The organism is Amycolatopsis sp. 2-15, from assembly GCF_030285625.1.
Taxonomy (GTDB): Bacteria; Actinomycetota; Actinomycetes; order Mycobacteriales; family Pseudonocardiaceae; genus Amycolatopsis; species Amycolatopsis carbonis.
Genome location: NZ_CP127294.1, coordinates 1,519,402 through 1,534,869, shown reverse-complemented (window position 1 = coordinate 1,534,869; position 15,468 = coordinate 1,519,402). Strand labels below are relative to the sequence as shown.

Below are 15,468 nucleotides of genomic sequence, written 5' to 3'. Positions count from 1 at the left end.
AGTGAAACCGAGTGCGATAGAAGTCGAAACCGCGTCATAGCGGTGACCGGGCGAGGTTCCACGGTAAGCGGTCAGTGGAGTTCGGCCGGGCCGATCAGACACACTGTCTGCTCGTTTCACATGCTTCTCGAGGTGTGCTTAGTCTGCTTCCGACGCCCAACGGACGGTGAGGGGTCGTTATGGACGCCAGTGCTGGCGACAGTGTTTCCGGTGGCACCGATGCCCGTCAGGGCAGCCCGGTTCCGCCCGATGCCTGGGAACAGCCGGAAATGCGCTCGGCGCTGGCGGCCCGGGAGGTCAGCGCGGTGTACCGCCTGTTGCGCAAGCACGGTGTCTCGCAGCGTCAGATCGCCGCGATGACCGGTCAATCGCAGTCCGAGGTGTCGGAGATCCTCAAGGGTCGCCAGGTCATGGCCTACGACGTGCTCACGAGAATCGCCGACGGCCTGGGTGTCCCCCGTGGATACATGGGTCTCGCGTACGACGAGACCACGGCGATACGGGTCGTCGGTTCGTCCGACGGCCGGCAGGCTGAGGAGGACGAGTCCGTGAAGCGACGGAGGTTCCTCGCGCACGCCGCCCAGGTCACGATGGGTGCGGCGGTGTTCGGTTCGGAATCCGGGACGTGGTCGGCGGCGCCGGCGCGCACCCCCGCGCCCGGGCGCATCGGGACGACCGACGTCCGCCAGGTGGAGGCGGCGACGAGGGCACTGCGCGCGCTCGACTACCAGTACGGCGGTGGGTTCTGCCGCGACGCCGTGGTGGCGCAGCTGTCCTGGGGCCAGCAGATGCTCGAGTCCACCGCGACCGAGGCGGTGAAGCAGCGCCTGTTCGTGGCGCTCGCCGACCTGCACAGCCTCGCCGGCTGGACGTCATTCGACACCGGCCTGATGGACTCCGCCCGCGGCCACTTCGCCAACGCGCTCGACCTGGCCAAGCAGGGTGACAGTCACCCGCTCGTCGCCAACGTCCTCTACCGCATGGGCCGCGTCTACCTGCACAACGACGCCCCCAACGACGCGCTGAAGCTCTTCCAGCTCGGCCAGATCGCCGCGCAGGAGTCGGGTTCCGAGCTCGCCGTCGCGGTGCTCTGCGCCAACGAGGCCTGGGCCTACGCGATGATGGGCAACGAGGATCAGGCCACGAAGCTGCTCGGCCGCAGCAAGGACGAGTTCGCGCGCGCCGACATCGTCAACGCCGAGTCGTGGGTGAAGTTCTTCAACGAGACCGACGTCTACGCGATGACCGGCACCGTGCACACCGTGCTGGCGCAGAAGAACCCCGAGCACACCAAGTACGCCATCCCGGCCCTGACCAGGGCCGTCGACTCCTACACCGACGACATGGCGCGCAGCAAGACGTTCATGCTCAGCGCGCTGGCCACCAACCACCTGCTCGACGGCGACCTCGACCACGGCGCCAAGGTGGGCAGCAAGGCCATCGACTACGCCGAGAGCATCAAGTCCGAGCGCATCAAGGACCGCCTCCGCCCGCTGCAGGTGGAGGCCGAGCGTCGGCGCAACAACGGTGACGCCCGTGACCTCGCCGACCGGCTCAAGATCTTCTACGCCGCCTGACGTCGTCGTCGGCCGGTTCACGCCCGAGAAGCTGCGGGGCGCGCTGGCCGGCACCTGCGCGCAGCTGGGTCTGGACCCGGCCGGCGCGCGGCTGCTGCGCTTCACCAACAACGCTGTCTACGCGCTGGCCACGGCTCCGATCGTGGTGCGGATCGTCGGCTCCACGCGGCTGCGCCACCGGGTCGACACCGTCGTGCGGGTCGCAGAGCACTTCGCGCGTCACGACATCCCCGCGATCCGCCTGCTCGAGGGCGTCGACCAGCCACTGTCCGCCGGATCGCACCTGGTCACGGTGTGGCACGAGGTGCCGTCCGTCGGGCCGGCGCCCACCTCTGCCGACCTGGCCGGGCTGCTGCGCCGCGTCCACGCGCTGCGGCCGCCGGAAGGGCTCGCCGAGTGGGCACCGTTCGACGCGGTGCGCGCCCGCGTGTCCGACGCCGAGGAGCTGTCCGACGGCGACCGCGCGTTCCTGCTGCAGCGCTGCGCGGAGGTCGAGGCGCAGCTGGCCAAGCTGGACTTCCCGCTGGCCAGGGGATTCGTTCACGGCGACGCGTACCCCGGCAACGTGATCCCCGGCCCGGATGGCCCGGTGCTGTGCGACTTCGACTCCTCCTGCGTCGGCCCGCCCGAGTGGGACCTGACGCCGCTCGCCGTCGGCCGCGAACGGTTCGGTGACGCCCCGGACAGTTACCAGGACTTCTGCCGGGCCTACGGCTTCGACGTGACCGCTTGGCGCGGGTTCTCCGTGCTGCGGGCCGTGCGGGAGCTCAAGCTCACCACCAGCGTGCTGCCGATCTTGCGCAGCAACCCGCAGGTCAGGCCCGAGCTGCACCGCCGGCTCGACGACCTGCGCCACGGCCGTACCGACGCCCACTGGACCCGCTACCGCTGAGCGCGGCGAGTGCGCTGAGTCACAAGAGTGCCCCGATGCACGTGCATTCGACGACTGCGGATGACCACTCGTCGCTTCTCCGAAGATCACCTGCGAAGCCTTCGCACGAGTAGAAAATTCAGCCCGACTGGTCGCCTCCAACGGATTACTGCTAATCCCATAGTGCAATTTGCAGCTACCTGACGTGAAAACGGTCAGGAGACGGCGACCGGTGCCCGCGTCAGCACGACCGCGAAGCCGAACGCCAGCCCCATGACCGTGAGCTCGAGCGTCGCCCACGACGCGAGCGCCGTGCGGTTGTGGCGCACGATCTGCGGCATCAGCCGCCAGCGCAGGTTGGCCGCGAGCAGCGCGATCGCCCCGGTGCACAGGATCTTCAGCAGCACCAGCTGCCCGTACGGCGTGGTGAACACGCCCGCCCAGAAGCTGATCGTGGGGTTGGCCAGGATCTCGACGGCGCCGTTGAACACGCCGGTCACCGCCGAGACGGCCAGGCACAGCGTCGCCAGCTTGGAGAACCGCGGCAGCGCGTGGGCAAGCAGCGTGCGGTTCGTCGCGAGCAGCACGATCATCGCGCCGAGGCCGCCGCACCAGGCGACGGCGCTCATCACGTGCAGCTCCATCGAGATCATCGTGTAGTCGTGCCACGACGAGTTCGACGCGTGGCCGGTCACCGGCAGCGGCAGCAGCGCGAACATGCCGACGCCCACGCGCACCTCGGCCGGCACCTTCTCACCCTGGCGCAGCGCGAGGAACCCGAGCCCGGCGTGCAGCAGCGCCAGCACCGCGACGATCACCAGCGCCTTGCCCGCGCCGACTTCGGCGATGTACGCGCCGATGTCGCTCGCGGTCAGCGTCGACGTGCCCGGCTTGTACTCCGCCGTCTGCAGGATCAGGGCGACCACGGAGCTGGCCGACCAGATCAGCGCGGCGGCGACGGCGGCCGGGCGCGCCCGCCGCATGATCGGCTCGGTGAGCTTTGGCCGGTCGTAGCCGACCAAGACCGAAAGCAGGCCCAGCCCGATCGTGGCGACCGCGGCCAGGTCCATCAGCACGCGCACGATCGGGATGGCGGCCGAGACCACCTCGCTGGGCTCAACCACACCCGGGATGGGTGCCGACGCCGTGAGCGCGAAGCCGATCAGCGCGCCCAGCAGGCCCGCCGTGACCACGCAGACCAGCGTGGACCAGCGGACCGTGGAGGTGGTCTCGGCTCTCGTCACTGCTTCGTCTTCTCCTGGTTCGGCTCACGTCCGGTGCGCAGCGCGACGGTGAGCCCGATCGCGAGCAGGACCACCGCGCCGGCGATCCAGACCCAGATGGGGATGCCCGTCGAGCCGGCGGTCGACGACGTCGCCGACGCGCCGGCGGCCGGTGCCCCGGACGCCTTGGCCGCGTCGACCTTCGCCGGCGTACCCGCGCCCGCCTTGGTGAGCGTGAACGGGATCTCGCCCGACACCGGGTGCCCGTCGGCCGACAGGATCCGGTAGCCGACCGTGTACTTGCCCGCCGGGCCGAGCGGCCGCAGCGGTGCGCTGATCACGTTGTTCTCCACGGTCACCGGGCCCTCGGCCCACTGGTTCCCGTCGGGTCCGGTCACCGCGATCTGGTTCACGTCGGCGTTCTGCACGTATTGGTCGAACGTCAGCGTGACCTTCGCCGGACCGGTGGCCAGCGACGCGCCGTCGGCCGGGTCGGAGCTGATCAGCACGTTGTGCGCCAGCGCCGGGGTGGCCGTGCCCAGCAGGGCCACCCCGGTGATCGCCAGCGCGAGGAGCGCTTTCCGCATTTACTTGGTTCCTTCGGTGTTTCCGGTGCGCCGCGAGCGCGTGATGGCGCCGACGCCGAAGCCGAGCCCGAGCGCCCCGACGACGAGGCCGGCGCCGCCGAGCCAACGGGCGGTGCTGTCCGAGGAATCGGCCGCGGCCGCCTGCGTTTCGGCGTTCGTGGTCGACGCGGTCATGCCCGCGTGCTCATCCCCGCCGCTCTTGGCGGCAAGCTTGATGGTGGGCGCCGGGTGCTCCGGCTCCTCGCCGCCGGCGGTCGCCGTCTCGTTCCACGACACCACCTTGCCGGCCTCGTACGTCTGGATGGCGGGGAACTCGAGCTGGTTCACGTTCCCCGGCAGCGGGCCGGCGCTGACCTCGAACTCCTGGAACTGGTTCTGCCCGATCTTGGTGCCGGCCTCGGCGGTCCAGACGACCTTGGTGACCGCTTCGGTGATCTTCGTACCCGACGCGGTGGTCACCGGCTGGGGGAGTGTCGACTTGGTGACCTGTGCGGTCCAGCCGGGAATCGGCTTCGTGCTCACGCTGCCGATGCCGTACTCGGGCTTGAAGTCCACTTCGAGCCCGATGGTGCCGAGCTTCGCGTCCTCGTTGGGAACGCGGAAGAAGATCGCGCCGTACCCGCCCTGGGTCGCCGGGGCGCCGTAGACGTTGGCGGTGACGTGGGCCGACGCGATGCCGGCGCCGAGCAGGCCGGTGATGCCGACGGTGGCGGCGAGCACACCGGCCCGCTTGAAGACGTGATGGGACACAACTGCTCCTGAACAGGGGGCGATCCGGTGGAGCGCCTTCGGGGGCTCCACCGGTGAGGGGAAAGGGAAATCGGGGTTCAGGGCAGCGCAGGTGGCCCGCGCCGGCCGCGGACGCGCCGCAGCTCGACGTCGAGGATCGCCACGGACCGCACGGGCCGCGGCGGGAGTGCCACGGCCGCGCCGGCGGGCACGGGCAGTGGCGGTGTGAGGAGCGGCAGAAACGCTCGCACCACGTGGAGCACGGCCAGCAGCAGCGCGTCGGCGCGCGCCAGCAGCAGGGCCGTGAGCAAGGTGGCGACGGCGTGCGAAGCCGTCATCGTCCAGCCGCTCGCCCAGCCCGCAGCCGGGTGAGCGTCGTGGTTCGCGAGCGTGGTCAGCAGCAGGTGCATCACCAGCTGGCCGGCCCCGAGCACGGCGACGGTCGCGAGGCGGCCGCGGGCCTTGCCCGCGAGCGCGGTGGCCGTCCAGCCGAGCAGGCCGGTGAGCAGGACCGTGAGCGCCGGGTCGGGCAGCCCGCCGTCGGCGACGCCGTGGGCGGTCACCGCGAGTGACGCCGAACTGGCCGCGAGCAGCCCGCCGCGCGCAGCGGCCAGCGCGCCGCGGTGCCGGGTGCGGGTGCTCACGGACAGCAGCTTATCGGCACTCCGGCGGGTGATCGAGCGCTCCCGGCCTGTGAGCTTTGTCTTGGTGAACGTTCAAGTAAATGCTGGTTGCAGCGTTGCGATCAGGTGACGACCGCCCGGCCAGGCCACTTGCTTCGGTTGCCGATCGTCTCAGGATGCGAAACGGTGGCCTGACCAACGGTGAGACGGGAGGTTTGGTCCGCGTTCGTTCTGGGTAGTCACCCTGCCGGTTGATGAGCTACTCCGAACGGGTGACGTCTGGGGCTCCTCACTAGCGGCAGGAGAACGAATACGCATGAACCTCTTCGAGTACATCTCGGACCGGTGGGACCGGCTGTGGCTGCAGGCGTACCTGCACACGAGCATGGTCGTGCAGTGCACGATCCTCGCCGCCGTACTGGGCGTGGCGATCGGCATCGCCGTGTACCGCAGTCCCATTGGATCGGCCGTCGCCACGGCGCTGGCCAGCACGATCCTGACCGTTCCCTCCTTCGCCCTCCTCGGGCTGCTGATCCCGCTCTCGGGACTCGGCTCCACCACCGCGGTCATCGCGCTGGTGCTCTACGGCCTGCTCCCCATCGTGCGGAACACGATCGTCGGCCTGGCCGGCGTCGATCCGGCGGTAACCGATGCCGCGCGCGGCATCGGGATGGGCCGGGTCTCCGTGCTCACCCGCGTCGAGCTGCGGCTGGCGTGGCCGGCGATCCTCACCGGCATGCGCGTCGCGACGCAGATGCTGATGGGCATCGCGGTGATCGCGGCCTACGCGAAGGGCCCCGGCCTGGGGTCCGAGGTCTTCTCGGGCCTCACGAACGCAGGGAGCGCCAACTCGCTCAACCAGGCCCTCACGGGCACCGTCGGCGTCGTCATCCTCGCGCTCGTGCTCGACGCCATCTACGTCCTGATCAAGCGATTGACCGTACCGAGGGGGCTCCGTGGCTGAGCACGTTTCCGACGACCATGTCTCCGGCGCCGAGATCGAGCTGGAACACGTCACCAAGCGTTACCCGGGCACGCGCGCGCCCGCCGTCGACGACTTCTCGATGGTGGTGCCCGCGGGCAAGATCGTCGTCCTCGTCGGCCCGTCCGGCTGTGGCAAGACGACCACGATGCGGATGATCAACCGGCTGATCGAGCCCACGTCCGGGCGCATCACGATCGGCGGCGACGACGCGCTGAAGCTCGACGTCGACACCTTGCGCCGCCGCATCGGCTACGCGATCCAGCAGGCCGGGCTGTTCCCGCACTTCACCGTGGCGCAGAACATCGGCGTGGTGCCGGGGCTGCTCGGCTGGGACAAGAAGCGGGTGACCGCGCGCGTCGAGGAGATGATGGACCTCGTCGGCCTGGACCCGGCCGACTTCCGGGACCGCTTCCCGCGCCAGCTCTCCGGTGGCCAGCAGCAGCGGGTCGGCGTGGCCCGCGCGCTCGCGGCCGACCCGCCGGTGCTGCTGATGGACGAGCCGTTCGGCGCCGTGGACCCCATCACGCGCGGCAACCTGCAGGACGAGCTGCTGCGGCTGCAGACCGAACTCAAGAAGACGATCGTGTTCGTCACGCACGACTTCGACGAGGCCGTGAAGCTCGGTGACAAGATCGCGGTCCTCGGCAACGAGTCGAAGATCCTGCAGTACGACACCCCGGACGCGATCCTCGCCAACCCGGCCGACGACACCGTCGCCGGCTTCGTCGGCGCCGGCGCTTCGCTCAAGCAGCTGACCCTGCTGCGCGTGCGCGACGTCGAGCTGAAGCAGGACGCGCTCACCGCGAGCGAGGACGAAGCGCCCGCCGACATCGCGCGCAAGCTCGACGACCAGCGCAAGCACTTCGTGCTCGTCCTCGACCGGCGCCGGCGCCCATGCGCTGGGTGCACCGGCGTCAGCTCACCGCGGCGACCTCGCTCGCCGACGCGGGCAAGCCGTTGCGCGACATCGTGAGCCTGCAGTCGACGCTGCAGGACGCGCTCGAGGCCATGCTCGCCGAAGGCGGTGCGGTGCCGGTCACCGGGGCGCGCGGCGAGTTCGCGGGCACGATCGAGCTGGACACCGTGATCAACACGATCCAGCAGCTGCGCGACGACCACGCCGACGATCACGAGACGGTCGGGGGTGTGACGCAGTGACAGCCGTCGTCGAAGCGGGCTTCTCCACCGAATCCGGTTCCCGTGGCGCGGAGCGCTTCCGCCTGTTCGCCCAGCCCATCGCCGTGGTCGTGCTGGTCGCGGTCACGCTCGGCTGGGTGTTCGGCACCGGCGTCACCGCCACCGAGGCGACCACGCTCAACGCCACTTCGCTGCTCACCGCGCTGCGCGACCACGTCGCGATGACGCTGGTCGTGGTGGTGCTCGTGGTACTCGTGGCCGTGCCGCTCGGGGTCATGGTCACGCGGCGGTGGGCGCGGTTCCTCGCGCCCGTCTTCCTGGCCATCGCCAATATCGGCCAGGCCGCGCCCGCGCTGGGTGTGCTCGTGCTGTGGTTCATCGTCACCGGCGCCGTCGGCGGGCTGTGGGTCGCGGCGCTGCCACTGGCGTTCTACTCGCTGCTGCCGGTGCTGCGGAACACGATGGTGGGCCTGCAGCAGGTGGACCCGGCGCTGATCGACGCCGGGCGCGGCATCGGGATGTCCTCGTCGGCCGTGCTGTGGCGCGTGGAGTTCCCGCTGGCCATCCCGCTGATCCTGGCCGGTCTGCGCACGTCGCTCGTGCTGGCCGTGGGTACCGCGACGTTCGGGATGTTCGTCAACGCCGGCGGGTTCGGCCTGCTGATCGACACCGGCTACAAGCTCAACCTCACGAAGGTGCTGATCACCGGCTCCGTGCTGGCCGTCGCGCTGGCGCTGCTGGTCGACTGGCTGGGCGCGGTGGCGGAACAGTTCTTCGGACCGAAGGGGCTGCGCTGATGAACGTCCTGAAGAAGGCGGGCGCCCTCGCGGGGGCCGCGCTGCTCGCCGGGACGCTCTCGGCGTGCGGGCTCGACCTCAACACGTCCGTGCCGTATGCGATCCAGCCCGGTTCCATCCAGCCGATCCCCGGCGTGCAGGGCGTGCGGGTGGTGGTGGGGTCGAAGGACTTCACCGAGAACATCATCCTGGGCTACATGGCCGAGATGGCGCTGAGCGCCGCCGGCGCCGACGTCGTGGACCTCACCGACATCAAGGGGTCCAACTCGTCACGCCAGGCGCTGCTCAACGGCCAGACCGACGTCACTTGGGAGTACACCGGCACCGGCTGGATCAACTACCAGGGCAACGAGCTGCCGGTCCCGGGTGGCGAGCAGGCGCAGTACGACGCGACCGCGAAGGCCGACGCCGAGAAGAACGGCGTCACCTGGCTCAAGTACTCGCCGCTCAACGATCAGTACGCGTTCGCCACGACGGACGCCTACGCCAAGCAGAACAACCTCAAGACCACCACCGACCTGGCGAACTTCCTCAAGCAGAAGCCCGACCAGGCGCGGTTCTGCCTGGAGACGGAGTTCACCAGCCGCCAGGACGGTTTCCCGGCGGCGGTCAAGGCGTACGGCTTCCAGAACCCGAAGATCGAGAACTTCGGCATCGGCACGATCTACTCCGCCGTGGCCAACGGCACGTGCCCGGTCGGCGAGGTGTTCACGACCGACGGCCGCATCTCGGGGCTCAACCTGCGCGTGCTGGAGGACGACAAGAAGGCGTTCCCGCAGTACAACGCCGCGGTGACGACGCGCACGGACTTCCTGAACCAGCACCCCGCGATCCGCGGGCCGCTGGAGAAGGTGACCGCGGCGATCGACAACGAGCAGATGGTGCAGCTGTGCAAGCAGGTCGACGTCGACGGCAAGGACGCCGGCGTGGTCGCGCACCAGTGGATGCTCGACAAGGGGTTCATCAAGTAACCGGCCGAACGCGGGCCGTTCACTAAGGAATGCTAAGTTACTCAGGAATCCTTAGTCGATCGGCCCGCGTTTGCCGGGCCGGGAGGAGGCGGAGGCGTTGCCGAAGCTTGAGATCATCCTGGCGAGCACGCGACCGGGCCGGGTGGGCCTGCCGGTGGCGAAGTGGACGGAGTCCGCGGCGATCGAGCACGGCGGCTTCGACGTCGAGCTCGTGGACCTCGCCGAGGTCAACCTGCCGTTCTTCAACGAGCCGAAGCACCCGCGCCTCGGTCAGTACGAGCACCAGCACACCAAGGACTGGAGCGCGAAGGTCGCCGAAGCGGACGCGTTCGTCTTCGTGATGCCGGAGTACAACTACGGCTACAACGCCGAGCTGAAGAACGCGCTCGACTACCTCCACAACGAGTGGATCTACAAGGCGGTCGGCCTGGTCAGCTACGGCGGCGTCGCGGCGGGCACGCGCGCGGCGCAGCAGATCAAGCAGGTCGTGACGACGCTGCGCATGACCCCGGTGTTCGACGCGGTGTCGATCCCGTTCGTCAACCAGTTCCTCAACGAGGCCGGCGAGTTCGTGCCCAACGACATCGTCGAGAACGCCGCCAAGACCATGTTCGACGAGCTGGTGCGGGTCACCGCGTCGCTGGCGCCGCTGCGCTCGGGCGACTGAGGTTATGGCCGTGGACCGGCACGAGGAGGAAGCCCACCGCGTGTGCACGCGCTTCCACGCGGCGATCGAGCTGATCGGCACGCGCTGGACGGGCGCGATCCTGCGTGCGGTCTTCACCGGTCACCACCGCTACGCCCTGATCAAGGCCGCGGTGCCCGGCATCAGCGACACGATGCTGGCGCAGCGGCTGCGGACGCTGGAGGAGGAGGGCCTGCTGGAGAAGCGGGTCCTCACCGCCACGCCGCTGCAGGTGGAGTACCACCTCACCGCGAAGAGCCAGGACCTGGAACCGGTTCTCGACGCCGTGATCACGTGGTCGCACAAGTGGATCCCGCTGCCGTCTTGACGCTGCCGGCCGAAGCCGGGCCGGTCACCACTTCGGGTGAGCGGCCCGGCTCGCGCTCAGACGCCGAGCCGGTGCAGCAGCTGCTCTTCCAGGGAGTCGAGCTCGCTCGCGACCGCGCGGTGCGCGGCCTTGCGCCGGCCGGCGGGCATCCGCTCGGCCGCGCGGACCGTGGCCGACAGCTGTTCGAGGGTGCCCTGGGTGTCGGTCGCGAACTTCGCGTCGGCGTCGGTGGCCTTGCTCGACTTCCTGAGCTCGCTCAGCCCCTGCACGAGCCCGGCGATCCGCGCGTGCAGCGCGGCACCGCGGCCGGAGAACTCGCCGAGCTGGTCGACGGCGACGCCGAGCTTGCGCGCCTGGTAGCGGTCGTACAGCTCCCGGGCCGCGCCCGCCGCGCGCACCGCGTACGGCGCGACGACCGGGATCACGGCCGGCCCGAGCACCTTGGCCACCGCGATCGCGTTCTTCGCCTTCTTGGGGGTGATCCGAGCTTCACCCGCGTCCTGCTTGGCCTTGCGCGCCATGGCCCACCTCCTGCTACTCGTCGTGGTCGAACTTACTGGTCCGAGTGGGGCCGGGCATGTCGGCTCGCAGCATGGAAAGGCAGTTCTGTCGGTGGGGGCGGATAAGGTGATCGTCATGGGTAACGAGGTGCTGCTCGACGCCGGAGCGGTCAGTCGCTGCCGTCGTCGTGTGCATCTGGAGCACGACCCCGCGATGCGCGACGTCCCGCTGCCGCCGCCGGATCCCACGGCGCAGCAGCGGATCGCCGACGCGACGGCGCACCGCGAGGCGATCCTGCGGCGCCTCGTCGAGGCGACCACCGATGCCACGGGCCCCGCTGCGGTGGGCCCTGATACGACCAGCGGTGACGCGGCCTGGGTGCGCATCCCGCGTGACTTGCCCGCTGCCGACCGTGTGCGGCTCACGGAGGAGGCCTTCGCCGAGGGTGCGCGGTTCATCTGGGGCCCGCTGCTGCACGCCGACCCGGTCGGGCACCGGCGCGGCGGCGTCGACCTGCTCGTGCGCACCGCGACCGGGTACGTGCCGGTGCTCGTGGTGCGCCACCGCATCACCGACCGCGGCCAGGGCGCGTCGACCACCGGGCTGACCGACCTCGACCCGGCGCACCGCACGCCGGACGAGACGCGCAAGGTCCGTTCGCAGCCGCGCGACCAGCTTCGGCTCGCGCACCTGCGGCGGATGCTGCAGACCTACGGGCGGGCCGAGACCGGCCGCGCCGTCGGCGGCGTGATCGGGCTCGACGCCGACGTGGTGGTCTGGCACGACCTCACGGCCGGCACCTGGCCCGGCGGTCGCAGCGCGCTGGCGGAGTACGACGCGCGCTTCGCCGACCGCCTCGCCGTCGCCACCGCGGCCGCGACCGGCGGCGAACCCCTGGCCCTGCCCTCGCGCGTGCTGGAGTGCCGGCGCTGCCCGTTCTGGCCGACGTGCGAGGCGCAGCTCACCGAGACCCGCGACGTCAGCCTCGTGGTGCGCGGCGAGGACGCCGTCGAGCTGCGCCGCGCCGGCGTGTCCACTGTGGACAAGCTGGCCGCGCTCGACCCGGCCGCCGAGGCGCCGCCGATGAACTGGACGGGCGGCACGTTCGCGGACGCGATCATGCTCGCGCGCGCGTGGCTCGCCGACCTCACCGTGGTGCGCCGCACGCCTCAGGTCGAGGTGCCGCGCGGCGACGTCGAGGTCGACGTCGACATGGAGAGCTTCGGCGACGCCGGCGCGTACCTGTGGGGCACGCTGCTCTCGGGCGCCGACATCGGGGTCGAGCAGGGCTACCGCGCGTTCGCCACGTGGGAGCCGTTGCCGACCACGGACGAGGCACGTTCGTTCGCCGAGTTCTGGGCGTGGTTCACCGACGTGCGCGAGCGCACGCTCGCGGCCGGGCTCACGTTCCGCGCCTACTGCTACAACGCGCTGGCGGAGAACCGCTGGCTGTTCGGCTCCGTCGAGCGCTTCGGCGACCACCCGGGGATCCCGGCGAAGAAGGATGTGCAGTCCTTTGTGGACTCCGAAGAGTGGGTGGACCTCTTCCGCAGCGTCACCGACCAGTTCCTGTGCTCGCGCGGCAAGGGCCTCAAGGTGATCGCCCCCGTCGCGGGCTTCCGGTGGCGCGACGCGGAGGCCGGCGGCGAAGCGTCGATGCGCTGGTACCGCGACGCCGTGGGCATGGACGGCGAAACCCCCGACGACACCCAGCGCGAGCGTCTCCTGCAGTACAACGAGGACGACGTGCTGGCCACGAAGGCCTTGCGCGAGTGGATGTCCGATCGGGCACAGGTCGAGGTGCCATTCACGCTCGACCTCTGATCCGAGAGCCGGCGCGCAGTACGGTGACCTGATGATCAAGGTCGAGCCGCCCCTGTCGATCGAGGAGTCCGAGGCGGAAGCGGTGTTCCGGCTCGAGACCGGCGGTCCCGAATCGGTGCGTTCCGCGCTCGGCATGTCGGCCACGCGGCTCGGCGGCGCGGTCGTTCTGGCGGTGCGCAACGACCCGACGGACTTCTGGAGCAAGGCACTGGGCTTCGGCCGCACGGAGCCGGTCACCGCGGAGCTGATCGCCGAGGTGTGCGCGTTCTACCGCGCGGCGGGCACGCGCCGGGCCACGTTGCAGCTCGCGCCGTCGGTGATTCCGGAGGACTGGGCTGAGATCTGCGAGCGGGAAGGGCTCACTCCCTCGTCGTCGGTGGCGAAGTTGGTCGCGTCGACGGCCGAGGTGGTCGCCCGAGCCGATGACCCCGCCCGCAAGCAGGCCGACGGCATCCGGATCGCTCCGGTCGAACCCGGCGATGCCCACCGGTGGGCATCGCGGATGCTGAGCGTCTTCGGCATGCCGGAAGAGCACTTCGGAGAACTATTCGCCGCCTCGACCACCGACCCGAGCTGCTACCCGTACGCCGTCTGGCTCGGCGACGACCTGGTGGGCACCGCACTGCTCTACCACCAGGGCGACATCGGCCAGCTGTTCAGCGGCGCGGTAGCTGAGCACGCCCGCAACCGTGGCGGGCAGACGGAGCTCCTCGCCGCCCGCGCCCGGCTCGCGGCCGAGCTGGGCTGCCGCCTGCTCGTCGCCGAAACCGGCGCCGAGGCAGAGGGCGAGCACAACTCGTCGCTGCACAACATGCTCAACCTGGGGTTCCAGGCGGCCTACGAGCGGCAGAACTGGGTGTGGCAGCCCACCGAGTGATTCGCCGGCCCGGGTTCGGCCGCCCCGGCAACTTTTCGGCGTCCTCCGTGATCCAAGGGGGCGACGGGTAGCGGAGGGCGGTGGGTGTGCGCGGGTTCGAGGTCTTCGTCGAGCAGCACTACGACGAGCTGTTCCGCTACGCGCTCGTGCTGACCGGCGACCGCGGCGAGGCCGAGGACGTGGTGCACGACGCGCTGCTGCGCCTGGTCAAGCACGTCGGCCGCGCGGACATCGAGCACGAGCGCGCCTACGCCCGGCAGGCCTTGTTCCGCGTTTTCCTCGCTCGCCGCGACCGTCGCCGCCGCGAGCGGCTGATGCCGATCGCCGGCGCGGACGTCGAGGCCGGGGGAGACGCGTTCGCCGTGTCGGCGGGGCGGTCGGAGATGGTCGCGCTGCTGTGGCAGCTGCCGCCGCGGATGCGGGCGGTGCTGGCGGCGCGGTTCTACCTGGACCTCGGCGAGGCGGAGACCGCGCGGCTGCTGGGCTGCGGCGTCGGGACGGTGAAGTCGTCGACGGCGCGCGGGCTGGCCCGGCTGCGGGAGCTGTGGGAGGCCACGCACGAGCCGGGTGCGGCGGCGATCGGGAGGGGACAGGGTTGAGGCAGCCGGAGTTCACCGACACCGTCCGCCGGGAGCTCGGCGAGACCGCGCTGGCTGCGCCGGAGCCGGAGGCCGCGGCGCGGATGGCGCAGCGGGTGCTGAGGACGCGGGCGCGGCGACGGCAGCGGAGGCTCGTCGGGGCCGCGGCCGCCGCCGTGGTGCTCGCGCTGGGAGCGGCGACGATCGTCACCACGCAGAGCACGTCGTCGCAGGTCCAGGCCGTGCCGGTGACGCAGTGGCCGGCGCGCGGTGCGCTGGCGGACAACCTCGGTTTGGTCGAGCGGGCGCGGCAGGCGTGGGGAACGCGGGCGGCGCGGGTGGTGTTCGCCGGGACCAGCACCGAGGTGGGCACGGTCGTCGTGCTGAGCAGCGTGGAGCGGGACGGCGAAATCCGGCTGGCGTTCCTCACCGCCGCTCCCGAGCTGCAGGTGCGGGCGCAGCTGAGCATTCCGGCGGATCAGGTGATGGCTCCGGCGTTCGGGTTCGTGTCGTCCGAGCCGGACCGGGCTCTGGGGGTGGTGGTCACCGCGCCCGGGGTGACCACCGCGTGGTTCAGCTCGAGTGCGGCCGACACCGTCTCCGTCCAGCCGGTCGACGGGCTGGCGGCCGCGGTACTTGCGCCGGCCGCGGCCGCGTGGAACACGGCGATCGCCACCGGCGGTCCGCAGCACCCCGATTTCGGCGAGTTGACCAGCTCGTCGCACGACCCGGCCGTTTCACCGGGGACCGTCGCGCGGGCTGGAACCGATACCCAGTTCGCCGTCTTCGGTGTCGACGCGAAGCCGGGCGATGTCGTCGCGACGCGGGCCGGCCTTGTCGGTGTGGTCACCACCGCGGACGGCGACCTCGCGGGCCTGAACTTCACGCCGCCCAGCCTCTGGGGGTTGCGTACGACGACTGCGAGCGGCGAGCCCGTGACCTTGACCAGAGTCGGTTCACTCGTCGACGACCCGATCGCGGTCACTCCGGCCGGCCCCGGCGTGCGGGAAGGCGACCGGATCGTGCTGTCCGGGTTCGGCCGCTCGGCCGGGGTGGTTGTCCTGGGCACGGTGCACGCCGGGCGGCTGCTGCGTGCCGTTCCCACGCCGCCCACCGGCGCCAAGGTGCTGGTGATCCGCCGCTGACCTCGGTTCTCGGGGTTTTTCCCGGAGGCC

The 15,468-nt window shown here is 70.8% G+C and carries 16 protein-coding genes and 1 pseudogene; 12 read left to right on the top strand and 5 right to left on the bottom strand.

All coding sequences use genetic code 11. The features are described 5' to 3' along the window. Window positions 1–179: 179 nt before the first annotated feature. A complete protein-coding gene (locus QRX50_RS07625; RefSeq protein WP_285971253.1) occupies window positions 180–1,577 on the top strand; it encodes a helix-turn-helix transcriptional regulator in 1,398 nt (465 codons plus the stop codon). Continuing rightward, complete coding sequence (locus QRX50_RS07620) at window positions 1,537–2,469, top strand: phosphotransferase family protein (protein WP_285971252.1); 933 nt, start codon at window positions 1,537–1,539, stop codon at window positions 2,467–2,469. The genes QRX50_RS07625 and QRX50_RS07620 overlap by 41 nt, the downstream gene beginning before the upstream one ends. A 194-nt stretch (window positions 2,470–2,663) precedes the next feature. Here QRX50_RS07620 and QRX50_RS07615 read toward each other — a convergent pair whose 3' ends face one another. The 4 genes from QRX50_RS07615 to QRX50_RS07600 all read right to left on the bottom strand — a co-directional run bounded on the left by QRX50_RS07615 (window position 2,664) and on the right by QRX50_RS07600 (window position 5,580). Further along, entirely contained in the window at window positions 2,664–3,692 is a 1,029-nt protein-coding gene (locus QRX50_RS07615) for a copper resistance D family protein (protein WP_285971251.1), read from the bottom strand. After that, window positions 3,689–4,258, bottom strand: coding sequence for a copper resistance CopC family protein (locus QRX50_RS07610; RefSeq protein WP_285971250.1), 570 nt, complete (start codon window positions 4,256–4,258; stop codon window positions 3,689–3,691). Before QRX50_RS07610 ends, QRX50_RS07615 begins: the two co-directional genes overlap by 4 nt. Continuing rightward, a complete protein-coding gene (locus tag QRX50_RS07605; RefSeq protein ID WP_285971249.1) occupies window positions 4,259–5,008 on the bottom strand; it encodes a YcnI family copper-binding membrane protein in 750 nt (249 codons plus the stop codon). It lies immediately after the preceding gene. Window positions 5,009–5,085: 77 nt separating this feature from the next. Further along, entirely contained in the window at window positions 5,086–5,580 is a 495-nt protein-coding gene (locus tag QRX50_RS07600; protein WP_285974390.1) for a hypothetical protein, read from the bottom strand. A gap of 346 nt (window positions 5,581–5,926) precedes the next feature. On the opposite strand from QRX50_RS07600, the gene QRX50_RS07595 reads away from it, so the two are divergent. From QRX50_RS07595 to QRX50_RS07570, 6 genes and pseudogenes are all read left to right on the top strand, one after another. After that, the gene (locus QRX50_RS07595; RefSeq protein ID WP_285971248.1) at window positions 5,927–6,574 is read left to right on the top strand and encodes an ABC transporter permease; all 648 of its coding nucleotides are present in this window, start codon (window positions 5,927–5,929) and stop codon (window positions 6,572–6,574) included. Next, a pseudogene (locus QRX50_RS07590) lies at window positions 6,567–7,753 on the top strand (ATP-binding cassette domain-containing protein). Before QRX50_RS07595 ends, QRX50_RS07590 begins: the two are co-directional and overlap by 8 nt. Then, window positions 7,750–8,529, top strand: coding sequence for an ABC transporter permease (locus QRX50_RS07585; protein WP_285971247.1), 780 nt, complete (start codon window positions 7,750–7,752; stop codon window positions 8,527–8,529). Before QRX50_RS07590 ends, QRX50_RS07585 begins: the two are co-directional and overlap by 4 nt. Beyond that, the gene (locus QRX50_RS07580) at window positions 8,529–9,500 is read left to right on the top strand and encodes a glycine betaine ABC transporter substrate-binding protein (protein ID WP_285971246.1); all 972 of its coding nucleotides are present in this window, start codon (window positions 8,529–8,531) and stop codon (window positions 9,498–9,500) included. Before QRX50_RS07585 ends, QRX50_RS07580 begins: the two co-directional genes overlap by 1 nt. 97 nt (window positions 9,501–9,597) lie before the next feature. After that, complete coding sequence (locus QRX50_RS07575; protein WP_285971245.1) at window positions 9,598–10,167, top strand: NADPH-dependent FMN reductase; 570 nt, start codon at window positions 9,598–9,600, stop codon at window positions 10,165–10,167. A gap of 10 nt (window positions 10,168–10,177) precedes the next feature. Next, window positions 10,178–10,513 (top strand): winged helix-turn-helix transcriptional regulator, encoded by a 336-nt coding sequence (locus QRX50_RS07570; protein WP_285971244.1) that lies wholly within the window; start codon window positions 10,178–10,180, stop codon window positions 10,511–10,513. A gap of 56 nt (window positions 10,514–10,569) precedes the next feature. Here the strand turns inward: QRX50_RS07570 and QRX50_RS07565 are convergent, their stop codons facing one another. Continuing rightward, window positions 10,570–11,034, bottom strand: a complete 465-nt coding sequence (locus QRX50_RS07565; RefSeq protein ID WP_285971243.1) for a DUF6474 family protein — start codon at window positions 11,032–11,034, stop codon at window positions 10,570–10,572. Window positions 11,035–11,149: 115 nt separating this feature from the next. Here QRX50_RS07565 and QRX50_RS07560 point away from each other — a divergent pair, with 115 nt between their 5' ends. From QRX50_RS07560 to QRX50_RS07545, 4 genes are all read left to right on the top strand, one after another. Then, the gene (locus tag QRX50_RS07560; protein WP_285971242.1) at window positions 11,150–12,838 is read left to right on the top strand and encodes a TM0106 family RecB-like putative nuclease; all 1,689 of its coding nucleotides are present in this window, start codon (window positions 11,150–11,152) and stop codon (window positions 12,836–12,838) included. A 31-nt stretch (window positions 12,839–12,869) separates the two neighbouring features. Continuing rightward, a complete protein-coding gene (locus QRX50_RS07555; RefSeq protein WP_285971241.1) occupies window positions 12,870–13,715 on the top strand; it encodes a GNAT family N-acetyltransferase in 846 nt (281 codons plus the stop codon). Window positions 13,716–13,795: 80 nt separating this feature from the next. Next, complete coding sequence (locus QRX50_RS07550) at window positions 13,796–14,314, top strand: sigma-70 family RNA polymerase sigma factor (protein WP_285971240.1); 519 nt, start codon at window positions 13,796–13,798, stop codon at window positions 14,312–14,314. Then, window positions 14,311–15,438, top strand: coding sequence for a hypothetical protein (locus QRX50_RS07545; RefSeq protein ID WP_285971239.1), 1,128 nt, complete (start codon window positions 14,311–14,313; stop codon window positions 15,436–15,438). Before QRX50_RS07550 ends, QRX50_RS07545 begins: the two co-directional genes overlap by 4 nt. Window positions 15,439–15,468: the final 30 nt, after the last annotated feature.

Bases quoted from the DNA above. Each gene is read 5' to 3' on its own strand.
- QRX50_RS07565 (WP_285971243.1), bottom strand. From the start codon at position 11,034: ATGGCGCGCAAGGCCAAGCAGGACGCGGGTGAAGCTCGGATCACCCCC.
- QRX50_RS07560 (WP_285971242.1), top strand. From the start codon at position 11,150: ATGGGTAACGAGGTGCTGCTCGACGCCGGAGCGGTCAGTCGCTGCCGT.
- QRX50_RS07555 (WP_285971241.1), top strand. From the start codon at position 12,870: ATGATCAAGGTCGAGCCGCCCCTGTCGATCGAGGAGTCCGAGGCGGAA.
- QRX50_RS07580 (WP_285971246.1), top strand. From the start codon at position 8,529: ATGAACGTCCTGAAGAAGGCGGGCGCCCTCGCGGGGGCCGCGCTGCTC.
- QRX50_RS07610 (WP_285971250.1), bottom strand. From the start codon at position 4,258: ATGCGGAAAGCGCTCCTCGCGCTGGCGATCACCGGGGTGGCCCTGCTG.
- QRX50_RS07625 (WP_285971253.1), top strand. From the start codon at position 180: ATGGACGCCAGTGCTGGCGACAGTGTTTCCGGTGGCACCGATGCCCGT.
- QRX50_RS07595 (WP_285971248.1), top strand. From the start codon at position 5,927: ATGAACCTCTTCGAGTACATCTCGGACCGGTGGGACCGGCTGTGGCTG.